Annotated in this window: 23 protein-coding genes and 2 pseudogenes; 5 read left to right on the forward strand and 20 right to left on the reverse strand. The window is 74.2% G+C overall.

The genetic code is table 11. The features are described 5' to 3' along the window. Positions 1-152 precede the first annotated feature (152 nt). The 6 genes and pseudogenes from PH190_RS25045 to PH190_RS25065 all read right to left on the reverse strand — a co-directional run bounded on the left by PH190_RS25045 (position 153) and on the right by PH190_RS25065 (position 3,607). Positions 153-380 (reverse strand): hypothetical protein, encoded by a 228-nt coding sequence (locus tag PH190_RS25045; RefSeq protein ID WP_274234256.1) that lies wholly within the window; start codon positions 378-380, stop codon positions 153-155. 122 nt (positions 381-502) lie between these two features. Continuing rightward, positions 503-706, reverse strand: coding sequence for a dihydrofolate reductase family protein (locus tag PH190_RS25050; protein WP_274234257.1), 204 nt, complete (start codon positions 704-706; stop codon positions 503-505). A 107-nt stretch (positions 707-813) separates the two neighbouring features. Continuing rightward, positions 814-1,017, reverse strand: a pseudogene (locus tag PH190_RS30890) (DUF6597 domain-containing transcriptional factor); the annotation flags it as partial. Between the two features lie 103 nt (positions 1,018-1,120). Further along, a complete protein-coding gene (locus PH190_RS25055; RefSeq protein ID WP_274234258.1) occupies positions 1,121-1,804 on the reverse strand; it encodes a SanA/YdcF family protein in 684 nt (227 codons plus the stop codon). Then, positions 1,801-2,721, reverse strand: a complete 921-nt coding sequence (locus PH190_RS25060; RefSeq protein ID WP_274234259.1) for an alpha/beta hydrolase — start codon at positions 2,719-2,721, stop codon at positions 1,801-1,803. Before PH190_RS25060 ends, PH190_RS25055 begins: the two co-directional genes overlap by 4 nt. Positions 2,722-2,761: 40 nt before the next feature. Then, on the reverse strand, positions 2,762-3,607 hold the full coding sequence (locus PH190_RS25065; RefSeq protein ID WP_274234260.1) for a helix-turn-helix transcriptional regulator: 846 nt from the start codon (positions 3,605-3,607) through the stop codon (positions 2,762-2,764). Positions 3,608-3,822: 215 nt separating this feature from the next. Between PH190_RS25065 and PH190_RS25070 the strand changes: the two genes are divergently transcribed. Beyond that, positions 3,823-4,563 carry a GAF and ANTAR domain-containing protein gene (locus tag PH190_RS25070; protein ID WP_274234261.1) on the forward strand — a complete coding sequence of 247 codons (741 nt, stop codon included), beginning with the start codon at positions 3,823-3,825 and terminating at the stop codon, positions 4,561-4,563. Positions 4,564-4,576: 13 nt separating this feature from the next. Here PH190_RS25070 and PH190_RS25075 read toward each other — a convergent pair whose 3' ends face one another. Next, positions 4,577-5,515 carry an NADP-dependent oxidoreductase gene (locus PH190_RS25075; RefSeq protein ID WP_274234262.1) on the reverse strand — a complete coding sequence of 313 codons (939 nt, stop codon included), beginning with the start codon at positions 5,513-5,515 and terminating at the stop codon, positions 4,577-4,579. 110 nt (positions 5,516-5,625) lie between these two features. Between PH190_RS25075 and PH190_RS25080 the strand changes: the two genes are divergently transcribed. Further along, entirely contained in the window at positions 5,626-6,147 is a 522-nt protein-coding gene (locus tag PH190_RS25080; RefSeq protein ID WP_274234263.1) for a MarR family winged helix-turn-helix transcriptional regulator, read from the forward strand. A gap of 13 nt (positions 6,148-6,160) precedes the next feature. On the opposite strand, the gene PH190_RS25085 is transcribed toward PH190_RS25080, so the two are convergent. The 5 genes and pseudogenes from PH190_RS25085 to PH190_RS25105 all read right to left on the reverse strand — a co-directional run bounded on the left by PH190_RS25085 (position 6,161) and on the right by PH190_RS25105 (position 11,171). Beyond that, positions 6,161-6,304 (reverse strand): hypothetical protein, encoded by a 144-nt coding sequence (locus PH190_RS25085; protein ID WP_274234264.1) that lies wholly within the window; start codon positions 6,302-6,304, stop codon positions 6,161-6,163. 116 nt (positions 6,305-6,420) lie between these two features. Then, a pseudogene (locus PH190_RS25090) lies at positions 6,421-7,761 on the reverse strand (cytochrome c oxidase subunit I); the annotation flags it as partial. A 129-nt stretch (positions 7,762-7,890) separates the two neighbouring features. Next, positions 7,891-8,487, reverse strand: a complete 597-nt coding sequence (locus tag PH190_RS25095; RefSeq protein ID WP_274234367.1) for a response regulator transcription factor — start codon at positions 8,485-8,487, stop codon at positions 7,891-7,893. A gap of 18 nt (positions 8,488-8,505) precedes the next feature. Further along, on the reverse strand, positions 8,506-9,624 hold the full coding sequence (locus PH190_RS25100) for a GAF domain-containing sensor histidine kinase (RefSeq protein ID WP_274234265.1): 1,119 nt from the start codon (positions 9,622-9,624) through the stop codon (positions 8,506-8,508). A gap of 32 nt (positions 9,625-9,656) precedes the next feature. Then, positions 9,657-11,171, reverse strand: coding sequence for a class I adenylate-forming enzyme family protein (locus PH190_RS25105; protein WP_274234266.1), 1,515 nt, complete (start codon positions 11,169-11,171; stop codon positions 9,657-9,659). Positions 11,172-11,257: 86 nt separating this feature from the next. On the opposite strand from PH190_RS25105, the gene PH190_RS25110 reads away from it, so the two are divergent. Then, a complete protein-coding gene (locus tag PH190_RS25110) occupies positions 11,258-12,766 on the forward strand; it encodes a linalool dehydratase/isomerase domain-containing protein (RefSeq protein WP_274234267.1) in 1,509 nt (502 codons plus the stop codon). Beyond that, positions 12,763-13,296, forward strand: coding sequence for an SCO family protein (locus PH190_RS25115; protein ID WP_274234268.1), 534 nt, complete (start codon positions 12,763-12,765; stop codon positions 13,294-13,296). The genes PH190_RS25110 and PH190_RS25115 overlap by 4 nt, the downstream gene beginning before the upstream one ends. Here PH190_RS25115 and PH190_RS25120 read toward each other — a convergent pair. Then, positions 13,287-14,393, reverse strand: a complete 1,107-nt coding sequence (locus tag PH190_RS25120) for a mandelate racemase/muconate lactonizing enzyme family protein (RefSeq protein ID WP_274234269.1) — start codon at positions 14,391-14,393, stop codon at positions 13,287-13,289. The genes PH190_RS25115 and PH190_RS25120 overlap by 10 nt on opposite strands. Before the next feature lie 27 nt (positions 14,394-14,420). Next, on the reverse strand, positions 14,421-14,831 hold the full coding sequence (locus PH190_RS25125; protein ID WP_274234270.1) for an NUDIX domain-containing protein: 411 nt from the start codon (positions 14,829-14,831) through the stop codon (positions 14,421-14,423). 135 nt (positions 14,832-14,966) lie between these two features. Here PH190_RS25125 and PH190_RS25130 point away from each other — a divergent pair, with 135 nt between their 5' ends. Next, positions 14,967-16,292, forward strand: a complete 1,326-nt coding sequence (locus tag PH190_RS25130) for an MFS transporter (RefSeq protein WP_274234271.1) — start codon at positions 14,967-14,969, stop codon at positions 16,290-16,292. Between the two features lie 67 nt (positions 16,293-16,359). On the opposite strand, the gene PH190_RS25135 is transcribed toward PH190_RS25130, so the two are convergent. From PH190_RS25135 to PH190_RS25160, 6 genes are all read right to left on the reverse strand, one after another. Then, positions 16,360-17,121 carry an SDR family NAD(P)-dependent oxidoreductase gene (locus PH190_RS25135; RefSeq protein ID WP_274234272.1) on the reverse strand — a complete coding sequence of 254 codons (762 nt, stop codon included), beginning with the start codon at positions 17,119-17,121 and terminating at the stop codon, positions 16,360-16,362. Positions 17,122-17,137: 16 nt separating this feature from the next. Beyond that, positions 17,138-18,172, reverse strand: a complete 1,035-nt coding sequence (locus PH190_RS25140) for a transketolase family protein (protein WP_274234273.1) — start codon at positions 18,170-18,172, stop codon at positions 17,138-17,140. Next, positions 18,169-19,032 carry a transketolase gene (locus PH190_RS25145; protein WP_274234274.1) on the reverse strand — a complete coding sequence of 288 codons (864 nt, stop codon included), beginning with the start codon at positions 19,030-19,032 and terminating at the stop codon, positions 18,169-18,171. The genes PH190_RS25140 and PH190_RS25145 overlap by 4 nt, the downstream gene beginning before the upstream one ends. A gap of 17 nt (positions 19,033-19,049) precedes the next feature. After that, positions 19,050-20,498 carry an MFS transporter gene (locus tag PH190_RS25150; protein ID WP_274234275.1) on the reverse strand — a complete coding sequence of 483 codons (1,449 nt, stop codon included), beginning with the start codon at positions 20,496-20,498 and terminating at the stop codon, positions 19,050-19,052. A gap of 304 nt (positions 20,499-20,802) precedes the next feature. Further along, a complete protein-coding gene (locus PH190_RS25155; RefSeq protein ID WP_274234276.1) occupies positions 20,803-21,456 on the reverse strand; it encodes a GntR family transcriptional regulator in 654 nt (217 codons plus the stop codon). 83 nt (positions 21,457-21,539) lie between these two features. Then, complete coding sequence (locus PH190_RS25160; RefSeq protein WP_274234277.1) at positions 21,540-23,150, reverse strand: AMP-binding protein; 1,611 nt, start codon at positions 23,148-23,150, stop codon at positions 21,540-21,542. Positions 23,151-23,193 lie beyond the last annotated feature (43 nt).

Raw genomic sequence — 23,193 nt, forward strand, 5'->3', positions numbered from 1 at the left:
AGTAGGCGCGCCGCCGCGCGACCTCGGCCTCGCGGGCGCGGTCGAGCAGCTCCCGGCCCGCCGCCCCCACCCGTTCGCTCACGTGTTCGAACCTAGCCCCGACCCCCGACACCGCCGCCCCGAACGCTGAGACTCCACTCAGCGAGACCGGCTCAGCGCGGGTGCAGGAGATCGCCGAGGCTGGTGTGCCCGGCCCGCCCGCCGGAGAGCGGCTCCCCCATCACGACCTCGAGACCGGTCACGAGCAGGAGGGCCAGCACGAAGACGAGCAGCGCGGCGGCGAGGCGCGCCGCGGCCGCCACGGCCCGGCTGCGGGGCCGCGCGTGCGCCGGCCCGCCGCCCTCGCCGACACCGGCGAGGTGGACGCCGGGCCGGGTCACGGGACCGCGGTGGTGTGCGCGGGCCGGGGGACGCACCCGGTAGGGCGTCCGGCCGCGCGCTCCGGTCTGGTGGGGCCGGTCCATGAGCCCCTGTACCCCGGGCGCCGCGACCTGAGTCACCATCACCTCCGCACGGTGTCGTGCAGGTGCAGGACCCGGTCGCCGCGGACCACCGCGTCGGGGTCCTCCAGCAGCACGGTGCCCGTGTGGGCGCCGAAGAAGCGGACCCCCTCGCCGAGCACCACCGGCGCGACGTCCATGACCACCTCGTCGACCAGGCCCGCCGAGAACGCCTGCCCGCCGAGGTCTCCGGCCGTGATGCACACCGCCCCTGCAGCCGGTCGAGCGCGACCTCCGGCGACGGCGCACCGGCGAGCAGATCCGTGAGGCGGTGCCGGTCCCGCCAGAGCTCGCCGCCCGCGACGTCCTCGTCGACCAGCTCGTCGGCCGGTATCCCGGCGAGGCCGCCGAGCACGCCCGGCCGCAGCCGGACGCCGACCACGGTGCCGCCCGCCGGGATGTCCCGGTACGTCGCCGCGGTCAGGACGCCGAGCAGGCGGGGCTCCTCGCCGAGCACGCAGCGCACCTCGGCGCCGCCGTGCGGCACGTACCGCTGCGCGACCGGCGCGTCGCCCACCTACTGGATCCAGACCGACGACGCCACCGCGGCGAGCGCCGGGGCGGGCGCCCGGTCCCGGTACGTCGATCCCGTGCTCACTCCCGCATCGTGGCGCTGAGGTCTACCGCGGCACCACCGCCGACACCGGGCGGGCCCAGGACACCCGCCCGTCGCCGGCGACGGGGATGGCGGCGCCGCCGGTCACCTCGGGCCGCAGCGTGGCCTGGCCGAGCCCCCGCACGCGGGCCAGCACCTCGCGCCCGGCCCGGCCGCCGTCGCCCGTCACCAGGCCCTGCGCGTCGAGCCCCGCGGCGCGGGCGAGGTCGACCGCCCGCGCGGCGGCGGGGCCCTGGGTGACGACGACCGCCGACGTGACGCCGAAGACGTCGTGGGCGCGGCGCATGGTGTGCCAGGTGTCGAAGCCCGCGTAGTCGGTGAAGACGTCCTCGGGCGCGACGCCGGCGGCGAGCGCGGTGTCGCGCATCGCGTCGGGCTCGTTGTAGTCGGGGCGACCGTGGTCGCCGGACACGAGCAGCTTCTGCACCCGCCCGTCGCGATAGAGCGCGACCGCCGCGTCGACCCGCTGGCGCACCACGGCGCCCAGCGTCCCGTCGGGGCGCACCAGCGACCCGGGCACGATCGCGACCTGGGCGGGGCGCACCGCGGCCACCTCGGCGGTCACGGCGTCGTCGGTGCGCGCCACGACCACGACGTTCGCCGCGGTGACCACGGCGACGGCGAGCAAGACGCTCGCCACGAGGATCGTCGCGAGGGCCCGCCACGGGCCCGCGCCGTCGTCGCTCACGGCAGGTGGGCGGCGAAGAAGGCGGCGAGGTGGTCGACGGCCTGGTCGACGTACGCGGGGACGTCGTACATCTCGTAGTGCCGGGCGCCCTCGACGACCAGCACCTCCTCGGCCGCGGGCGCCAGGCGGGCGAGGCGCTCGCCGTCGGCACGGGACCCGGTCGTCCCGACCTCGCCGCCGACCACCACCTGGACGGGCTGGGTGAGGAGCACGTCGGCGAGGTGGAAGGCGTCGAAGCCGAGGATCGCGGGGTCGCTGCGGACGTGGCGACGGTTGGTCGACCGGGGGTGGTGGCCCCGCGGGGTGCGGTAGTACTCGACGGCCTGGAGCAGGTCGACGTCGGTGACGCCGGCGGCCCGCGCGTCCTCGGGGGTGTCGGGCAGCCACGGACGGCGGGCGTCCGCGCCGGTCACGTCGGCGAGGGTCAGCTTCGCGAGCGCGTCGAGGGTGCCGGCGACGCCCTCGGGGGTCGCGGCCGCGGCGGCGCGGAACGCCCCGCCGATGTCCGACGGGACGACGACCCCCAGGGCGCGCAGGCGGTGGTCGGTCATCGCGGCCCGGACGGCGTAGCCCCCACCGGCACAGATCCCGAGCATCCCGAGGCGCTGCGGGTCGATCCCCGGCCGGCGGACCAGGTGGTCGACGACCCACCGCAGATCGGCGACCCGCTCGGCCGGGTCCTCGAGGTCGCGGGGCTCGCCGCCGCTCTCCCCCTGGAAGGCCGGGTCGAACGTGACCGCGACCCAGCCGCGGTCGGCCAGCCGTCGCGCGTAGTTCGCCCCGATCTGCTCCTTGACGCTGCTGCCCGGCGTCGCGAGCACCAGCGCGGGGAGCGCCGCCGCCCCGTCGAACCCGTCGGGCACGTGCAGGTGCGCGGCGAGGTCGATCCCTCCGCGGTCGATCGACGTCGAGATCACCGACGACACAGGACTCCTCTCGTGGATGGGGTGCGCGCCGTCAGTGCGGCGCGGCGGCCGGGGCGCCGATGACCGACAGCAGCTGGAGCTTCTCGTGGCTCTCGCTGCCCGGGACGGCGGTGTAGACGAGCAGCAGGTGGGACTGCTCGGGGTCGAGCAACGTCTGGCAGTGCAGCTCCAGCGCGCCGACCTCGGGGTGGACGAGGCGCTTGAGGTCGCTGGAGCGCACGCCGACCTCGTGCGCCTCCCACAGCGCGCGGAACTCCTCGCTCTGCGGCAGCAGGAGCTCGGCGAGGCGGGCGGCCCGCGAGCCCGGGCCCCGCAGCGTCACGGCGGAGCGCAGGCTCGAGACGTAGCGTCGCGAGAGGAACGCGTGGTCCTCCGGCGGGTACAGCGCGCGCGTGGCGGGGTCGGTGAACCACCGGTACCCGATGCTGCGCGCCGGCCCGGTGTACGCGGTGGTGTCCCCGGTGAGCGCCACCCCCATCGGGGTCTGGCGCAGCGTCTCCCCCAGCTCGCTGACGATCTCCGCGGGGGTGTCGACGAGCCGGTCGAGGATGCGCAGCAGGCCCGGGCTGATGTGCTCGCTCGCCGGACCCCGCACCGGCGGCTGGTGCCCGGCGAGCCGGAACAGGTGGTCGCGCTCGTCGAGCGAGACGTGCAGGCCCTGGGCGATCGAGGCCATCATCTGCTCCGAGGGCTGCGGGCCGCGCTCGCGCTCCAGGCGCGCGTAGTAGTCGGTCGACATGTGGCACAGCGCCGCGACCTCCTCGCGCCGCAGCCCGCTCGTGCGGCGACGCTGCCCGCGCGGCAGACCGACGTCCTCGGGCTGCAGCGACTCGCGACGGCGCCGGAGGAACGCCGCCAGCCCGGCTCGATCGATCATCGTCGTCCCGTCTCCCGCCCGTCTCCCGTGTCCGGTTCCTTCCTATCGCCGGACCCCGTGGGCCAGCCACGGATCGTCGATCCCCCCGTGCGCGCACGGGATGGGACACGGGACGAGGGGGATGTACATTCTCAGCGGGTGCACCCAGCCGCCCTCCTCCCCTCGGCGCGCCCGGCGGAGGCAGCGGCGCGTACCTCGCGAAAGGCAGTCCCTCGATGACGGCGGACGACCTCCGGTCCTCGGACAACGACCTCATGGTCACCATGCGGGCCGCGCTGCAGGACCTCATCGACAAGCGGAGCATCCGCGACCGGGACACGCTGCTCTCCCAGCTGGTGACCGCGGCGGTCGCCCTCGTCCCGACCGCCGCCGGGGGCGGCATCTCCCGCACCGAGGAGCGCGACGTGCGCTCCAGCCACGCGACGGACCCGGCGGTGCGCCGGCTCGACCAGCTCCAGAGCGAGCTCGGCGAGGGCCCGTGCGTCGAGGCCGCGGACGAGCCGCCGGAGAACGGTGTCCTGCTCGCCCGCGACCTGGGTGGGGAGGACGCCTGCCGCTGGCCGCGCTTCGCCCCGTGCGCCGTCGACGCCGGCTTCCGGTCGATCCTCTCCGCGTCGATGACCGGGAGCACCGGCGGGCGACGCGCAGCGCTCAACCTCTACGCCGCCGAGCCCGACGCCTTCGACGAGCACGCCGTCGTGACCGCCGGGGTGTTCGCCGGCCACGCCGGCGCGCTGCTCTACGGCGCCGACCACGCCCAGCTGCTCGGGGCCGCCCTCGACAGCCGCGACACCATCGGCCAGGCCAAGGGCATCCTCATGGAGCGCTTCGTGCTCGACAGCGACGAGGCGTTCGCGCTGCTGGTCACGTCGTCGCAGGACACCAACATGAAGCTCGCCGACGTGGCCCGCTGGGTCGTGACGGAGGCGGCCGAGCGCCGGGCCGAGCGCGAGTAGCCGCCCCGGCCCCTCATTCCGGGAGGACGACGACCTTGCCGCGCAGGGTGCCGGCGGTGGCCTCGGCGTGGACCGTCGCCAGCTCCGGCAGGGACACCCGCCGGTCGACGTCGACGTGCAGCTCGCCGCGGTCGACCAGGGCCACCAGGTGCGCCAGCTGCTCGGCGTCGCTGCGGACGAAGAGGTCGACCGCGCGCACGCCGCGCTCCTCGTCGGCAGGCGCCGGCGTCCGGGGCACGGTGTTGACGACCACGCCCCCGTCGCGGACCCGACCGACGAGCGCGCTGAGCTCCTCGGGGGTGACCGGGGCCAGGTTGACCAGGACGTCGACCGGCTCGGCGACCGCGGCCGCGACGTCGGCGGTGGTGTGGTCGACGACCTCGTCCGCACCCTGCGCGCGCAGGCGCTCGGCGCTGCGCGGGCTCGCGACCGCGATCACGTGGGCCCCGGCGTGCTTCGCGAGCTGCACGGCGTAGCCGCCGACACCCCCGCCCGCGCCGTTGACGAGCACGCGATGCCCGGCGGTGACCTTCGCGTCGTCGACCAGCGCCTGCCAGGCGGTGAGCCCCACCATCGGCAGGGCGGCGGCGTCGGCCAGCGGGATGCTCCGCGGCGCGCGCGCGAGGACCGCGGCCGGGGCGACCACGTACTCCGCGGCCGCGCCGTCGGCCACCATCGGCAGGAAGCCGACGACCTCCTCGCCGACGGTCACCCCGTCCACGCCCTCGCCCAGCGCGTCGACCGTGCCGGCGACCTCGATGCCGGGCACGTGCGGCAGAACCACCGGGAAGGGACCCTGCAGGTAGCCGCCGCGGATGCCGTCGTCGACCAGGTTGAACGCCGACGCCGCGACGCGCAGGCGCACCTCCCCCGCCCCCGGGACGGGCTGCTCCACGTCCTCGTACCGCAGGACCTCCGGGCCGCCGTACTCGTGGAAACGCACTGCCTTCATCGCCGGGCCGTCCTCTCGAGACCACACTGCTCGCGCGAGGTGCTTCGAACTCGAAGTACCTGTGACCGACGCTAGACCTGCTTCGACTTCGAAGCAACTAGGCTCGGGTGATGTCCGACCCACCGCTCGTCCCGCCCCACGAGGTGGACCCCGTGCGGCTCGGCGCCTACTTCGCGCTGATCGAGGTGACGAGCCTGCTCCGCCACGCGATCGAGCAGCAGCTGCACGAGGACGGCGGCCTGACCTTCGTGCGGTTCCAGGTCCTGATGCGCCTGCACCGGTCGCCGACCGGCAGCCATCGCATGACCGACCTGGCCGACGCCATCGTGGTCAGCCGCAGCGGGCTGACCTACCAGGCGGGCCTGCTCGAGAAGGCCGGCCTGGTGGCACGCAGCCCGTCGCCGGACGACGAGCGCGGGGTCACGATCACCATCACCGACGCCGGCCGCGCGCTGCTCGGGCGGGTGCTGCCCGGCCACGAGGAGGTCGTCGGCGACCTGCTCTTCGAGCCGCTCTCCCGCGCCGACGCGCGGGCCCTCGCCGACCTGCTCGCGCCGGTGCGCGACCACATGCGCGCCGCGCCACCCCGGTCGGCGTCGCGCCGCCGCGCACGTCCCACGGCGGAGGGGTGACGGCCCGGGGCGGTCAGCCCCGGCGCGCCAGGCCCACGGCCACGACGAGGACCATCGCCGCGGCGCCCGCGAGGAGGGCCTCGGCGGCCCCGAGCAGCAGGCCCAGCGTCGCGACCAGCGCGATCGCGCCGACCAGCGCGACGGCGAATCCGCGCACGCCGGCTCCGATGTCCCGTGGCCCAGGAAGCGGACCCGGTGCCAGGCGCGCGGCGAGGTCCGGGTCCGTCCGCGCCAGGTCGGTGGCGAGGGCGCGGAGGACCCGGTCGTCGCGGTTCACCGGTTGCGGGGGTCGGAGCCGGGCAGGTGCTCCTGGCCGGCCTGTCCCGCCGCCGCTTCGCCCATGCTCGGCGCGCCGGAGCCGACGTGCGCCTCCAGCCGCATCCGCTCCGCGAGGTGCGGGTAGTGCAGCTCGAACGCGGGGCGCTCGGAGCGGATGCGGGGCAGCTCGGTGAAGTTGTGCCGCGGCGGCGGGCACGACCTCGCCCACTCCAGCGAGTTGCCGTGCCCCCACGGGTCGTCGACCTCGACCGGGCGGCCGAAGCGCCAGCTGTGGAAGACGTTCCACAGGAACGGCAGCGTCGAGGCCCCGAGGATGAACGCCCCGATCGTCGAGATCGTGTTCAGCAGCGTGAACCCGTCGCTCTCCAGGTAGTCGGCGTACCGGCGCGGCATGCCCTCGTTGCCCAGCCAGTGCTGCACCAGGAACGTCAGGTGGAACCCGACGAACGTGAGCCAGAAGTGGAACCTGCCGATGCGCTCGTCCATCATCCGGCCGGTCATCTTCGGGAACCAGAAGTAGATGCCGGCGTAGGTCGCGAACACGATCGTGCCGAACAGCACGTAGTGGAAGTGGGCCACCACGAAATAGGTGTCCGAGAGGTGCCAGTCGAGCGAGGGAGCACCCAGGAGGACACCGGTCAGACCGCCGAGCAGGAACGTGACGAGGAACCCGAGAGCGAACAGCATCGGCGTCTCGAACGTCAGTTGCCCCTTCCACATCGTGCCGATCCAGTTGAAGAACTTGATGCCGGTCGGCACGGCGATGAGGAAGGTCGTGAAGGCGAAGAACGGCAGCAGGATCGCGCCCGTCGCGTACATGTGGTGGGCCCACACCGCCACCGACAGCGCACCGATCGCGAGCGTCGCGAAGATGAGCGTCTTGTACCCGAACACGGGCTTGCGACTGAACACCGGGAAGATCTCGGTGACGATGCCGAAGAAGGGCAGCGCGACGATGTAGACCTCGGGGTGGCCGAAGAACCAGAACAGGTGCTGCCACAGGATCACGCCGCCGTGCTCGGCGGCGAAGATCTGGCTGCCGAGGTGGCGGTCGGCGGCGAGCCCCAGCAGGGCGGCCGTCAGGATGGGGAACGCGAGCAGCACGAGGAACGTCGTGACCAGGATGTTCCAGGTGAAGATCGGCATCCGGAACATCGTCATGCCGGGCGCGCGCATGCAGGCGATGGTCGTCACGAAGTTGACCGCGCCGAGGATGGTGCCGAGGCCGGACACCACCAGGCCCAGGATCCAGAGGTCCTGGCCGAGCCCCGGCGTGTGCACCGCCGTCGAGAGCGGTGTGTAGGCGAACCACCCGGCGGCCCCGGCGACGGAAATGGCGACGAGGTGGGAATCGCGAGCGCCATGAGGAGTTGACACTCACCGACCGAGACGGCGATGCGGTGGACCAGACGGGGGTGCACCGGTTGCGGGCAACGCCAACACCGCCCGCGGAACGGGGCAGTCTCAGAGCAGGCCGTGCGCCCGGGCGTTGGTGATGACCTGGGCGCGGTTGCGGGCGTCGAGCTTGCGCATGACGTTGTGCAGGTAGGTCTTCACCGTGTTCGGCGAGAGCCGCAGCCGCTCGCCGATCTCGCCGTTGGTGTGCCCGGCGGCGACGAGGCGCAGGACGTCGTACTCGCGCGGGGTCACGGGCGCACCGGCGACCCCGGCCGCGTCGACCGCCGCCCCGCGGTAGGCGCCGGTGCGGGCGACCTGCCGGATCGCGTCGCCGAGCACCACCCCCGACGCGTCCTTGACCAGCAGCCCCACCGCGCCGGCCGCGAGCGTGGGCGCGACCGCCGAGTGCTCCGGGAACGCGGTGAACAGCAGCACGCGGCTCGCCGGCGACACCGCGCGCAGCCGCGGCACCACGTCGGCGGCCAGGGCGTCGGGCAGGCGCAGGTCCAGCAGCACGACGTCGGGCCGCTCCCGCGCGCACGCCGCCACCGCGCCGGCCGCGTCCGCGGCGTGGCCCGCCACCTCGATGTCGCTGTGTCGCCCGAGCGCCGTCACCACCCCGTCGCGGACGACGGGGTGGTCGTCGACGACCAGCACCCGCATCACGCCCGCGCGCACCCGTCAGCCCGGCAGCTCGAGACGCCACGTCGTCCCGCCCTGCGGGTCGGCCACGACGCGCAGGGTGCCGCCGAGCCGCGCGACCGCCTCCGTGGTCGTGGCCAGGCCGACGCCGGGCGCGTGGTCGCGGGGCAGGCCGTCGCCGTCGTCGGTGACGGCGACGACGAGCCCGCCGCCCGCGCGGGCCGCGAGGCTGACGACGACGGCCGCGGCGTGCGCGTGCTTCTCGACGTTGAGCAGCGCCTCGCGGACGGCGGCGACGACCACCTCGGTGCGCGAGGGCGCCAGCTCCGGCGGGTCGTCGAGCACCACCAGCTCCGCGGGCACGCCGGTGCGGTCGCTGAACGCCGAGCAGTCCGCGCGCAGGGCGACCGAGAGCGCGAGCGCGGCGGGCGAGGCCCGCAGCGTGCGCAGGGAGTCGCGCAGCGCGGCCGACGCCTCGCTCGCCTGGTCCTGCAGGCGGCGCAGGCGGTCGGCGAGCTCCGGGTCGGCGCCGAGCGCGTCGGACAGGCCGGCGACGCCCGAGCCGATGGCGAAGAGCAGGGCGCCGACGCTGTCGTGCAGCTCGGCGGCCACGCGGCTGCGCTCCTCGTGCACGGCGACCTCGCGGGCCAGCCGCGCCCGCTCGGCGACGGCGACCGCGAGGGCCACCTCGTCGGCGACCGCCTCCGCCCGCGCCGCCGCGCGGCCGCCGAAGCTCCCGTCGGCCCGCGCGCCGACGGCGAGCACCCCGAGCAGCCGGTCGTCGCGCCGCACCGGCACGGCGAGGAGCCGCCGCACGCCCTCGAGGTCGATGAGCCGGTCGAAGGTGTGCGTGATCTCGGCGGAGCCGAAGTAGTCGTCGACCCAGGCGGGCGTCCCGGTGCCGTGGACCTTGCCGGTCAGGCCCAGCCCGCGCGACACCGACAGTCCCCGCAGCAGCCCGGTGCGGTCACCGGTGAGCTGGGCGAGGGTCAGCTCCGGGGCGTCGTCGTCGACGGGCTCGGCCAGCCACGCCACGTCCCCCTCGGTGGCGAGCAGGTCGAGGGCCGCCCGCACCGCCGCGCGCCGGTCGAGCAGGCCGACGAGCTCGGCGTGCGCCCGCGCCACCGCGTCTGCCACCACGTCTGCCACCGCGTCCACGACCGGGATTCAACGCCGACGGCGGGGTCGTGTCACGGCGTGAACTGCTTGATCAGTTCGCGGCGCATGATCTTCCCCGTCGACGTCGCCGGCAGCGCCTCGACGAACCGCACGAGCCGGGGCCGCTTGTAGGCGGCGAGGTGCTCGCCCGCGTACGCGAGGAGCTCCTCCTCGGTGGGGTCGGTGCCCGCCACCGGGACGACGTAGGCGCAGGCCAGCTCGCCGCGGACGGCGTCGGGCACCGGCCCCGCGGCCACCATCGCGACCTTGGGGTGCGCGGCGAGGACCCGCTCGACCTCGGCCGGGTAGACGTTGTAGCCACCCGTGATGATCATGTTCTTGCGGCGGTCGACGACGAACACGTGGCCGGTCGCGTCCATCGTCGCGACGTCGCCGGTGTGCAGCCAGCCGTCCGGTTCGATCGTCTCGGCGGTCGCCTCCGGGTTGCCGTGGTAGCCCGACATGACGATCGGGCCGCGCACCATCAGCTCCCCCGGCTCGCCGGCCGGGGCGTCGCGGGAGACGTCCTCGAGGTCGGCGATCCGCAGCTCGATGCCGGGCAGCGCCACCCCGATCGAGCCCGGCACCGGCGGCGCGTACAGGGCGTGCGTGGTGCCCAGTCCCGCCACCTCGGTCATCCCCCACAGCTCGATGAGCGGGGCGCCCGACCGGTCCTGCCAGCGCTCGATCGTCGAGAGCGGGATCGTCTGCCCGCCGACCGTGCAGCGGGTCAGCGACGACAGGTCGGCGTCCGCGAGGCCGGGGTCGGCGAGCAGCATCGCGTACATCGCCGGCACGCCCTCGAAGAGCGTCGCGCGGTGCTCGCCGATGAGCCGCAGCGCCTCGCCCGGCGCGAACCGCTCCATGAGCACGACGGTGCCGCCGGCGAGGAAGGTCCCGTTGATGACGACGTTGCCGTAGACGTGCGGGGCCGGCAGGGCCGTGACGACGACGTCGTCGGGCCGGCGCCCGTGCATCGTCGCGGTGAGCGCGCAGTTGAGCAGCACCGCGCGGTGGCTCTGCACCGCGCCCTTCGGGTGGCCGGTGGTGCCGGACGTGTAGCCGATGGTCGAGGGGGCGTCGGGGTCGACGGTGATCTGCGGGACCGGGTCGTCGCCGGTCAGGAGCTCGTCGAACGCGACCGCGCCGTTCGCCTCCCCGAACGCGACGACCATCTGCAGCTCCGGCAGGTCCCGCGTCAGCTCGAGGACCGTCGGTGCCTGCTCGGCGCTGGTGAACACCGCGGCCGCGCCGCAGTCGCGCAGCACGAACGCCAGCTCCTCGGGGGTGAGCATGACGTTCACCGGGTTCACGACCGCGCCCGCCTTCAGCGCGCCGTGGTGGGCGACGACCCACTCCCACCGGTTCTGCGCGTACAGCGACACCGGCCGGCCGGCCCGCACCCCCCGCGCCGCGAGCCCGGCGGCCACGCGGTCGCTCAGCGCGTCGAGCTCGGCGAAGGTGAGCGTCCGCGTCGCGGTCACCAGGGCCGGCTTCGCGCCGAAGCGCGCGCCGACCGAGGGCAGGATGTCGCCGGGTCCGTCCATGACCGGGACGACACCGCACCGCGGCCCCGCGCGGCACACCCGAACGGGTGTGGCGGTGGCGTCGTCCCTGCGTACGGTCGGGGCGCATGACGGTCACGGCACGCACGACGACGGCGTCGGCAGGGGTCCTCGACCAGGACCAGCTCGGGCACCTGAAGCACTGGGACGACCTGTCCCGGCGGCTGCCGCACGACTGGTCGCTCATGCAGGGCAAGGGCGCCGGCGAGGACGACTTCGGCAGCTACCGCTTCCAGCTCGCGTACATGGTCTACGGGCTCGCGCTCGCCCACCGCCACCGCCTGCCCGCCGCGCCCGGCCTGTTCCGGCCGACGATCCAGCGCCTCGTCGAGAAGCTGCTCATGCCCGACGTGTGGCTCTACTGGCGCGACGTCTCCCGCGGCGGGATGGTCATGAACGCCCACCTCTCGGACGGCTACCACGAGGAGTGGGACCCGGTGGTGCGCGACAACATCATGTACTCCGCCTACGTGCAGTCGTGCTCGCTGCTGCACGACCACCTCTTCGCCGACGACCGCTACGCGCAGCCGGGCGCGCTGACCTTCGAGCACTGGTCGTTCTTCTGGGGTGGCGAGCCCAAGCGCTTCGTCTACGACCGCGAGACGCTCAACGAGCACCTCTACTGGCAGATGGTGCAGAACGGCTACCTCGGGATCGCGTGCGAGCCGAACTGCGTGTTCCAGATCTGCAACCAGCCCGCGATCCTCGGCTTCCGGCTCCACGACGTGATCACCGGCGGCGACCGCGCCACCGAGGTCGTCGCCGGCTACCAGCAGGCCTGGGCGGACTTCGGCCGGCTCGACGACACCGGGCACTACAACCAGATGATCCTCGAGGACTCGAGGGTCGTGCGGCCCAACGCGCTGCAGGCGCCGTGGGTGGACGCCTGGTGCGGGGCGCTGATGAACACCTGGAACCACGACTTCGTCCACGAGCACTACCCGCGCCAGGTCGCCGACTTCCTCGAGCCCGGGCCCGACGGCACCCTCTCGGTCCGGTCGACGCCCGCCATGGAGGTCATGGGCCAGACCGTCGTCAACGACACCTGCGACCTCGGCTGGGTGGCGGCGTGGGCGTCGGAGATGGGCGATCACGCCACCCTCGACGGCGTCCTCGCCCACGCCGACCGCTTCATGGCGCCGACCTGGCGCGACGGCGCGCTGTACTACCCGCGCAACGACACGAAGACCGACGCCGAGGGCCACCGCACGGAGATCGAGCCGATGACCGGCAACGTCCTGCTCGGCTACGCGCGCCTGAACGTGCCCGACGGGCTGCACGAGCTCTACCAGCACCCGTGGGGCCCGGAGCACTTCGCCGAGCCCGCGCTCACCGAGGTCGGGCGGGACGTCGAGGTCAGCCGCGCGGAGGTCGTCGACGGGGTGCTGCACGCCCGGCTCCGCCGCCGCGGTGTCGAGGACGGCCTCGAGGACGACGGCGCCGTGGTGCTCGGGCGCGTGCCCGAGGGCGCCCGGCTGCGGGTCGACGGCCAGGAGGTGGCGGCGACGCCGGTGGCCGAGGGCCTGCGCCTCGACGTCCCCGCCGGCCCGGCGCACGACGTCGAGCTCGTGCCGTGAGCGCGCCGACCGGCCGGCCCACCCGGGTCGCCTTCGCGCTCGTCGACCACGACGGGCACCCCGTCACGCTCGAGGACCACCGCGGCTCCTGGCTGCTGGTGCAGTTCGGGTTCACGTCGTGCCGCGTCGTCTGCCCACGGGCGCTGACGAAGCTCTCGGCGGCGCTCGACGAGCTGGGGCCGCTCGCCGCGCAGGTGCGGCCGCTCTACGTCAGCGTCGACCCGGAGCGCGACACCCCCTCTGTGATGCGCGCGTTCCTCACCGCGTCGTATCCCCGCTTCACCGGGCTCACGGGCACCCCGGAGCAGGTCGAGGCGGCCAAGGACGCCTTCCGCGTGTTCGCCCGACGCCGCCCCGACCCCGAGGACCCCGACGGCTACGCCGTGCCGCACACGGCGATCACCTACCTCGTCGGCCCCGACGGGGAGCTCGCGCGCCACTGGCCCGACACCGCGACGGCGTCCACGATCGCCGCCGACCTCGCCGACGTCCTGCGCCCGTCAGGGGGTCACGGCACCCCTCACGCGTAGGTCGCGAGCCGGCGCGTGAGGAGCGCGGGGTCGGGGGCGACCCCGAGGCCCGGACCCTGCGGCACCGCGATGTGCCCGTCCTCCACCACGACCGGGTGGGCGGGGTCGTAGTGGGTCGCGACGCGGTCCTGGGCGATCCAGGTGCCCTCGAGCAGCCGGGGTTCGACGGTGGCGGCGAGGTGCACGCACGCGGCGGCGATCACGGAGCCGCCCCAGGCGTCGTCGACGGTGTGGGGCAGGGAGCGCAGGGCGCACAGGTCGCGCGCCTGCGCCGCCCGGGTCGGACCGCCCAGGCGGGTCACCTTGAACGCGAACGCGTCGGCGAGCCCGTCGCTGATCGCGCGCAGGACGACGTCGACGTCCTCGGTGTTCTCGTCCAGCGCGACCGGGTGGGCGAGGCGTCCGCGCAGCAGGGCCATCTCCGCGAGCGTGTTGCAGGGCTGCTCGAGCACGAAGGGGATGTCGGCGGTGAGCCGGTCGAACTGCACGGCGTGCGCCACGGTCATGCCGCGGTTCGCGTCCACCGCGAGGCGCGCCCGGTGCCCGACGGCCTCCCAGGTGCGCCGGACGACGTCGACGTCCTGCGCGAGGTCCCGCCCGCCGAGCTTCACCTGCACCCGCGTGTAGCCCTCCGCGACCTTCTGCGCCGCGAGCCGGGCGCTGTCCTCGGCCGGGCCCACGGGCACCGCGTAGTAGGCCGGGACCCGGTCGACGAGGGCGCCGCCGAGCAGCGTCGAGACCGGGACACCGAGGTCCTGGCCGAGGAGGTCGAGCACCGCGATGTCCAGGGCGGCCTTGACGTAGCCGTGCCCGGCCAGCAGCGCGTCCATCCGCTGCGCGAGCCGGCGGGGCGAGGTGATCTCCGTCCCGACGAGGCCGGGCGCGATCTGCTCGAGGCCGGCGCGGGCGCCGAGGGCGTGGTGGGGCTGGTAGACCGGGCCCAGCGGGCAGGTCTCGCCCCAGCCGCTGCGCCCGTCGTCGGTGACGACCTCCACGAGCGTGCTGTCGAGCTCCTCGAGGGTCACGTGCGACATCCGGTAGGCGTCCCCGAGCACCGGGAGCAGGGCCTGGTGGACGTGGACGCGCTGGATCTTCACGGGGTGCACTTCCTGTCGGTCGGGAGGTCAGGTCGCCGCCAGCAGCGGCAGCACCTCGCGGGTGAAGAAGCGCCCGTCGGCGGGGTTCGACAGCATGCGCGCGACCGACTCCGGCGGCACCCACCGGGCCTCGGGGTTGGCCGGGTCGAGCGGTGCGAGCGTCGCCTCGGGGCTCCGGAAGAGGAAGAGCGTGATCGTCTTGCTCTCGGGCAGCCCGTACCGGAAGCCGAGCCGGGTGTAGGAGCCGAGCTCGCGCACCATCTCGAGGTCGGCGAGCCCGCACTCCTCGTGGATCTCGCGTCGTGCGGCCTCGAGCACGTCCTCGCCGTCCTCGAGGTGACCCTTCGGCAGCGACCACGTCCGCGCCCGCTGCCGCACGACCGCCACCCGTCCGTGCGGGTCGACGACCACCCCACCCGCCGCCTCACTCCGGAACACGGCGTCCAGTGTCGCCCGTCCGGGTCCCCTGCCGCTCGTCGGGATGACCCCTGGTGAGCGAACGGCTCCGCTCCGTATGGTGTCCGTCACACGAATTTCACCTGGCCGCACAACGGAGGGCTGGAGGTCGAGAGCATGGCGGTGGACCCGGGCGAACGCCCCGCCCCGACCGCGGCGGAGACCCGCCGGGTCGCGGGCGCGACGCTGATCGGCACGTCGATCGAGTGGTTCGACTTCTTCGTCTACGGCGCGGCAGCCGCGCTGGTGTTCAACAAGCTGTTCTTCCCGACGGCGAACCCGCTGACCGGCACGCTGCTCGCGCTGTCGACGTTCGGCGTCGGGTTCGTCGCCCGCCCGTTCGGCGGCGTGATCTTCGCGCACTTCGGCGACCGGATCGGACGCAAGTCGATGCTGGTCCTGTCCGTGGTGATGATGGGCGGCGGGACGTTCCTCGTCGGCCTGCTGCCGACCTACGCGACGATCGGCATCGCCGCGCCGATCATCCTCGTGCTCCTGCGCATCGTGCAGGGCATCGGCCTGGGCGGGGAGTGGGGCGCGGCCGCGGTGATGGCCGTCGAGTACGCGCCGCCGCACCGTCGCGGGTTCTTCGGCAGCTTCCCGCAGACCGGGGTGCCGGCCGGCATGCTCATCGCCAACACCTCGCTGCTGCTCATGTCGGCGATCGTGTCCGACGAGGCCTTCCTGTCCTGGGGCTGGCGGGTGCCGTTCCTGGCCTCGATCGTGCTGGTCGCCGTCGGCATCGTCATCCGGCTGCGGGTGGCCGAGTCGCCGGTGTTCGAGCAGGCGAAGTCGGCCGGGAAGATCGAGCGCCAGCCGGTGCTCGCGGTGCTGCGCCGCCAGCCGGGCAACGTCCTGCGGGCCGCCGGCCTGCGCTTCGCCGAGAACAGCACCTTCTACATCCACACCACCTTCGTCCTGACCTACGGGACGGTCGTGCTCGGGATGCAGCGCGGCGACCTGCTGCTCGCGGTCATCATCTCGTCGGCGATCGGGCTGGCGAGCATCCCGTTCTACGGCTGGGCCTGCGACCGCTTCGGGCGGAAGCCGGTGGTGCTCTGGGGCTCGCTGGTGCTGCTACTCATGAGCTGGCCGTACTTCTGGGCGCTCGACACCCGCTCGGTCCCGCTGATCGTCCTGGCCACCGTGATCGCGGTGAACGTCGGCAACTCGGCGGTCTACGCGCCGCAGCCCGCGTACTTCTCCGAGCTCTTCGAGCCCGAGGTGCGCTACAGCGGGGCGTCGATCGGGGCGCAGGGCGCGAGCGTGTTCGCCGGCGGCCTGGCCCCGGTGATCGCCACCGCGCTGCTCGACGCCACCGGGGGCTACGACTGGATCGCGGTCTACATGTCCGCGATGGTGCTGATCACGATCGTCGCGGCGCTGCTCTCGCCCGACCCGTACCGGGCGTCGCTGCGCACGGGCGAGCCGGTCCCGGTGTAGGCGGACGTGCGCGGCGGCGGGAGGCCCGCCCCTCCGGGAGCCCCCCGCCGCCGCGCGTCCGCCCGCCTCAGTGGATGTGCGAGCCGCCGTTGACGTCGTAGGTGACGCCGGTGACGTAGCCCGACTCCTCGCGGCACAGGTAGGTGATGAGGTCGGCGACGTCGTCGACCCGCCCGTTGCGCCCCACCGGGATGCCGTCGAGCAGCGCTGCCTTGCGCTCGCCCTCGAGGGCGCCGCCGGTGATGTCGGTGTCGATGAGGCCCGGCGCGACGCTGTTGACCGTCACCCCCGACGGGCCCAGCTCGCGGGCCAGGGCGCGGGCGAACCCGAGCTGCGCGGCCTTCGCCGCCGAGTAGGCGACGCCGCCGAAGACGCCGCCGCCGCGCTCGGCGGACACCGAGGACAGGAACACGATCCGCCCGAAGCCGCGGGCGGCCATGCCGGGCGCGAGGCGGCGGGTGACGTTGTAGGCGCCGCGGACGTTCACCGCGAAGACCCGGTCCCACTCGGGGTCGGTGACCTCGAGGAACGGGACGGGCGAGGTGATGCCGGCGTTGTTGACCAGCGCGCCCACGGGCGGCAGCGCGGCGTCGAGGGTGGCGAGCGCGTTCTCGACGGAGGTCTCGTCGGTGACGTCGGCGGCGACGCCGAGCGTCCGGACGCCGTGGGCGGCGGCGACGTCGTCGGCGGTCTCCTTCGCGCCGGCCTCGTCGAGGTCGAGCACGGCGACGTTCCACCCCGCGGCGGCGAGGGCGTGGGCGGTGGCGCGGCCGATGCCGCGGCGGGAGCCGGCGCCGGTGACGACGGCGGTGCGGTCGGTGACGGTCATGGGTCTGCTCCGGGTCTCAGGCGCTGGGCGGGGTGGGGTCGGCCGGCCAGGGGGCGCGGTCGGAGAGCTCGGCCCTGACGCGCGCGACCAGCGCGTCGGTCGACAGGCCGTAGCGGTCGTGCAGCGTGGGCAGGGCGCCGGCGGCGAGGAACTCGTCGGGCAGCCCGACCTGGCCGAGGCGGGTGCCGATGCCGGCGAGCGCGATCGTCGACGCGACGGCCTCGCCGAGCCCGCCGACGACGGTGTGGTTCTCGCAGGTCAGGACCAGGCGGTCGGACCGCGCGGCGCGGATGACGGCCTCGCGGTCGAGCGGCTTGATCGTCGGGACGTGGAGGACGGCGACGTCGACGTGGTCGGCCTCGAGGCGCTGCGCGGCCTGCAGCGCGCGCATCGTCATCAGCCCGGTGGAGATGAGCAGGACGTCGCGCCCGCTGCGCAGCTCGGCGGCCCGGCCGAGCTCGAAGCGGTAGTCGTACTCGTCCAGCACCGTCGGCACCTGGCCGCGCAGCAGCCGCAGGTAGGTCGGCCCGTCGTGGTCGGCGAGCGCCGGCACGGCCTGCTCGATGTCCACGGAGTCGCAGGGGTCGACGATCACCAGGTTCGGGCAGCCACGCAGGATCGCGAGGTCCTCGGTGGCCTGGTGGCTCGGGCCGTAGCCGGTGGTCAGGCCGGGCAGGCCGCCGACGACGTTGACGTTGAGCCCGGGCTCGGCGATGTCGAGGCAGAGGAAGTCGTAGGCCCGCCGCGTCGCGAACACCGAGTAGGTCGACGCGAACGGCACCAGCCCGACCTCGGCCATGCCGGCCGCGGCGCCGAGCAGCACCTGCTCGGCCATGCCCATCTGGAAGAAGCGGTCGGGGTGCGCGTCGCGGAAGACGTGCATGTCGGTGTACTTCGCGAGGTCCGCCGACATCCCGACGATCTCCGGGCGCTCCTGCGCGAGGCGGGCGAGCGCGTGCCCGAACGGCGCGGGGGTCGTGCGCTGGTCGGGGTCGGCGAACGAGGCGATCATCGCCGAGGTGGTCAGGCGCTTCGGTGCGGCGGTGGTCATCGGGCGTGTCCTTCCTTCAGCTGCTCCCGGGCGATGTCCCACTCGTGCGCCTCGACGCGCAGGAAGTGCGCCTTCTCGCGGGTCTCGAGCATTGGGACGCCGTGGCCGGGCGTGGTGTCGGCGAGCAGGATCGACGGGGCGGTGGGGTCGGCGGTCAGCTCGTCGCACGCCGCGACGAGGGCGCCGACGTCGTTGCCGTCGACGCGGCGGGTGGTCCAGCCGAAGGCGCGCCACTTCTCCTCGAGCGGGTCGACGCGCAGCACGCCGGCGGTCGGCCCGTCGGCCTGCAGGCCGTTGACGTCGACGACGGCGAGGACGGTGGACAGGCCGTGGTGGGCGCAGGCCAGGGCCGCCTCCCACGTCGAGCCCTCGTCGAGCTCGCCGTCGGAGAGCAGGTTGACGACGCGCGCGGGGTGGCCGCGGTGGCGCAGGCCCAGGGCCATGCCGGTGGCGACCCCGAGGCCGTGGCCCAGCGAGCCACCGGAGATCTCCATGCCGGGCGTGTACGAGGCCATCGCCGACATCGGCAGCCGCGAGCCGTCGGACCCGTAGGTCTCGAGCTCCTCGACCGGGACGATGCCCGCCTCGGCGAACGCGGCGTAGGCGGCGATCGCGTAGTGGCCGATGGACAGGAGGAACCGGTCGCGGTCGGGCCACTCGGGGTCCTCGGCGCGGAACCGGAGCACGTCGCCGAAGAGCACGGCGAGGACGTCGGCGACGCCGAGGGCCTGGCCGATGTAGCCCTGGCCCTGCACCTCGCCCATGTCCAGGGCGTGGCGGCGGATGCGGTAGGCGGCGTCGCGGAGGCGGGCGACGCGGTCGGTGGTGCTCTCGGTCGTGGTGTCGGTGAGCGTGGTCATGCGGGTCTCCTGCGCTCTCAGCGGGTGACGGAGGCGGTGGTGTCGGGACGGGCGGCCGGGGAACCGGTGGTGCCGGCAGCGGCTCGGCCGGCAGCCCGGTCGGCGGCCCGATCAGCGACGGCGGCCGCCTCCAGCGCGGCGACCTCCTCGCGCTGGCGCGGGCCCCACGTCTCGCGGGTCAGCAGCGTCGCGACGAGGCCGAGCAGGCCGTAGACGCTGATGAGCACGGCCGGCCCGATCCAGCCGAAGCCAGCGAACAGGGCGGTGGCCAGCAGCGGCGTGAAGCCGGAGACGACGGCCGAGAGCTGGTAGGCCAGCGAGGCGCCGGTGGTGCGGGTGCGGGCGGCGAACAGCTCCGAGAACCAGGCGCCCTGCACCCCGGCCAGCGAGTTCTGGCAGATCGCGTAGCTGACGACGAAGGCGAGCACGATGGCGATCGCGGCGCCGGTGTTCACCAGCAGGAACAGCGGGACACCCCAGAGCAGCGTGACGATCGTGCCGAAGAGGTAGACCGGCCGGCGCCCGACGCGGTCGGTGAGGGCGCCGAACCCGATCGTCGCGCCGATGCCGAGCGCCGAGGCGATCATCGTCGCGGTGAGGCTGACGCTGCGGTCGGCGAGGTCCTCGCTGGTCAGGTACGACAGGACGAACGTGACGGTGACGGCGTAGCCGGCGGTCTCGGTGACGCGCAGGCAGAAGGCGCGCAGGACGTTGCGCCAGTCGTCGCGCAGGACCTCGAGCAGCGGGTTCTTCGCGATCTCGCCCTCGTTCTTCAGCTCCTCGAACTCGGGCGACTCCTCGACCTTGAGGCGGATGACGATGCCGACCGCGATGAGGATCGCCGAGAGCAGGAACGGCACGCGCCACGCCCAGCCCTCGCCCAGCGGCACGCTGACGAGGAACGCGAGGTTCGCCAGGAGCAGCCCGACCGGGAAGCCGGCCTGCGTGATCCCCGTGTAGAGGCCGCGTTTGCGCCACGGTGCGTGCTCGAAGCACATGAGGATCGCGCCGCCCCACTCGGCGCCGAAGGCGAGACCCTGGACGACGCGGACGGCGACGAGCAGCACCCCCGCCCAGACGCCGACCTGCTGGTAGGTGGGCAGGACGCCGATGAGCACGGTCGCGATGCCCATGAGCAGCAGCGAGCCGACGAGCACGGGCTTTCGGCCGATCTTGTCGCCGAGGTAGCCGCCGATGATCCCGCCGAGCGGGCGGACGGCAAACCCGATGCCGAGGGTGGCGAAGGAGAGCAGGGTGCCCGAGAGCGGGTCGCTCGCCGGGAAGAAGACGGTGTTGAAGTACAGCGCGGCGGCGACGCCGAAGCCGATGAAGTCGTAGGTCTCGATGGTCGCGCCGACCGAGGCCCCGATCGCGACGCGCCGCTTGGCGGGCGTCCCCTCGACGGGGTGGGCAGCCGGGTCGGTGCTGGCGACGGTGCCCGAGGGCGGCTCGTGCCGGTCGTCCATGGTGATCTCCGCTGATCGTCTCGGATGCGAGGGAGGTGGCTGCCGCGCGTCGGCCGACCCCGTCAGTCGACTGTCAACAGTCGGCTGTTGGAGAACGATGGTGACGTCGCACGAGGGCGTCTGTCAACAGTCAGCAGACAACTCGTGGAGCGCGTTGACCTGCGACGATCACGCAGAGATCAGCGCGTGTAGCCGGGGCCTCCGGTGGTTACTGGCTCGTATCGCTCGCGGGGCGAGGGATACGAGCCAGTAACCGGGGTCGGGGCGGCGGCAGGCGTACCCGGACCGGGCTCGGCGGGGCGGCTCAGGCGTCGGCGGGCGCGAAGTGCTCGGCCGCGGCGGCCATGTGCTCGGTGACCACCGACCGGGCGGCGTCGAGCTCGCCGCGCGCGATGGCCTCGACGATCGGCGCGTGCCGGTCCCCCGCCATCATGATCGGCGAGCCCTCGGCGTCGCCGTTCATGATCGCCACGCGGATGCGGCCCTCGAGCGCGCGCCACGCCTCGACCAGCATCGAGTTGCCGGAGAGGCGGCAGAGCAGCAGGTGGAAGCCCAGGTCGGCCTCGACGCGCTGGGCGAAGTCGCCGGTGCCGAGGTCCGCGAGCGCGGCGCGCAGGGTGGCGACGGCCTCCTCGCGCCCGGGCGAGGCGATGATCTCGGAGACGGCGAGGCCCTCGAGCGCGGCCCGGACCCGGAAGAGCTCGCGCACCTCGGTGGCCGACAGCCGGTTGACGCGCAGCATGCCGCGGTTGCCGGCGGTGACCAGGCCCTCCTGCTGCAGGTGCCGCAGGGCCTCGCGCACCGTCCCGCGGCTGACCCCGAGGTGGGTCGAGAGCTCGACCTCGCCGAGGTGGTCGCCCGGCGCGTAGCGCCCGGAGGTGATCGCGGTGCGCAGCGCGGCGAGGGAGCGCTCGCGCAGCGTGCTGCGGTCCAGGCTCGTCAACGGCTCGGCGGCCACCCCGGGGTCCTCTCCCTCGTCCCCGGACAGCCTAGCGGCTCGTTGCCGACAGGTGGTGTGGCGACTGTCGACACGCGGGCGGTTCAGTCCTCCCGCAGCGCGCGGCGGAGGATCTTGCCCGTGGTGGTGCGCGGCAGCTCGTCCAGGAACGCGATCCCGGCCGGGACCTCGTGCGCGGCCAGCCGCGTCCGCACGTGCGCGCGCAGCTCGTCGGCCAGCTCCGGCGACGCCGTGACCCCCGGGCGCAGCACGACGAACGCCTTCGGGACCTGCCCGCGCCGCTCGTCGGGGACCCCGACGACCGCGGCCATCGCGACGGCCTCGTGACCGCCCAGACTCTGCTCGATCTCGCCCGGGCCGATGCGGTAGCCGGCGGAGGTGATGACGTCGTCCTTGCGGGACTCGAACCACACGTAGCCGTCGGCGTCCTGACGGGCGAGGTCGCCGGTGAGCAGCCACTCGCCCCGGAACTTCTCCGCGGTGGCCGTCGGGTTGCGCCAGTACTCCAGCATCGTCGAGGGGGTCCGGCGGTCGAGGGCGAGCTCGCCGACCGCGTCCAGCACCGGCTCGCCGTCGTCGTCGAGCACCACCGCGGTGAACCCCGGCAGCGCCTTGCCCAGCGACCCCGGGCGGACGGGGTAGACCGACGCGCAGTTGCCGATGCAGGCGTTGAGCTCGGTCTGCCCGTAGCCCTCGTTGACGGTCGCCCCGAAGAACTCCTCGCTCCACTTGAGCAGGTCGGCGCCCAGGGCCTCGCCGCCCGACGCGACCGAGCGGAACGCGAACCCGCCGCCCTCGATGCCCGACGCGCGGATGACCCGCAGGGCGGTGGCCGGCAGCAGGGTGAGCGTGACGTCGAACTCGCGCATGAGCCACACCGCGCGCTCCGCCGAGAACGCCGGCTCGCGGTCGACCACGACGGGCAGGCCGTGGAACCAGGCCGGCACGAGGATGTCCATGATCCCGGCGATCCAGGCCCAGTCGGCCGGCGACCACAGCACGTCGTGCGGCTGCGGGTAGAACTCGAAGATCGCCTCGAAGGCCGGCAGGTGCCCGAACACGATGCGGTGGGCGTGCAGCGCGCCCTTCGGGTCGCCGGTGGTGCCCGAGGTGTAGATGAGGAACGCCGGGTCCTCGGCGGCCGTGTCCACCGGGGTGAACGCCGGCGACGCGGCCGCCAGCGCGTCCTCGTACGACTCGGGGCCCTCGCCGCCGATGACCAGCAGCGGGACCGGCTCCCCGCCGTCGTCGAGCGCCTCCCGCACCCGGTCGGCGTTCGCCGCCGCCGTCACGACGGCCCTCGCGCCGGCGTCGCGCAGCCGGTAGCGCAGGGCGTCGGGCCCGAACAGCGACGACAGCGGCAGGGCGACCGCGCCCATCCGGAACATCCCGACGAAGCCGACGCCGGTCTCGAACGAGGCCGGGCTGACCAGCCCGACGACGTCGCCGCGCCCGACCCCGAGTGCGGCCAGCGCGTTCGCCAGCCGGTTCGCGGACGCGGTGACCTCGCCGAACGTGTGGTCGTGCGAGCTGCGGTCGCGCTCGACGATCGTCAGCGCGCGGGCCTCCGGGTCCTGCCGGTCGGCGCACGCCACCCCGAGGTTGAAGCGCTCCGGGATCGCCATCGTCGTGAAGTCGACCTGGCGCCAGAGCTCGTCGTAGCTCGAGGCCGGGCGCAGCAACGGGTGCTCCACGGCACCTCCCCGTGGTCCGCAGTGGTGGCAGCGGTCACACCGT

The sequence above is a fragment of the Actinomycetospora straminea genome (assembly GCF_028737255.1).
GTDB classification, from domain to species: domain Bacteria; phylum Actinomycetota; class Actinomycetes; order Mycobacteriales; family Pseudonocardiaceae; genus Actinomycetospora; species Actinomycetospora straminea.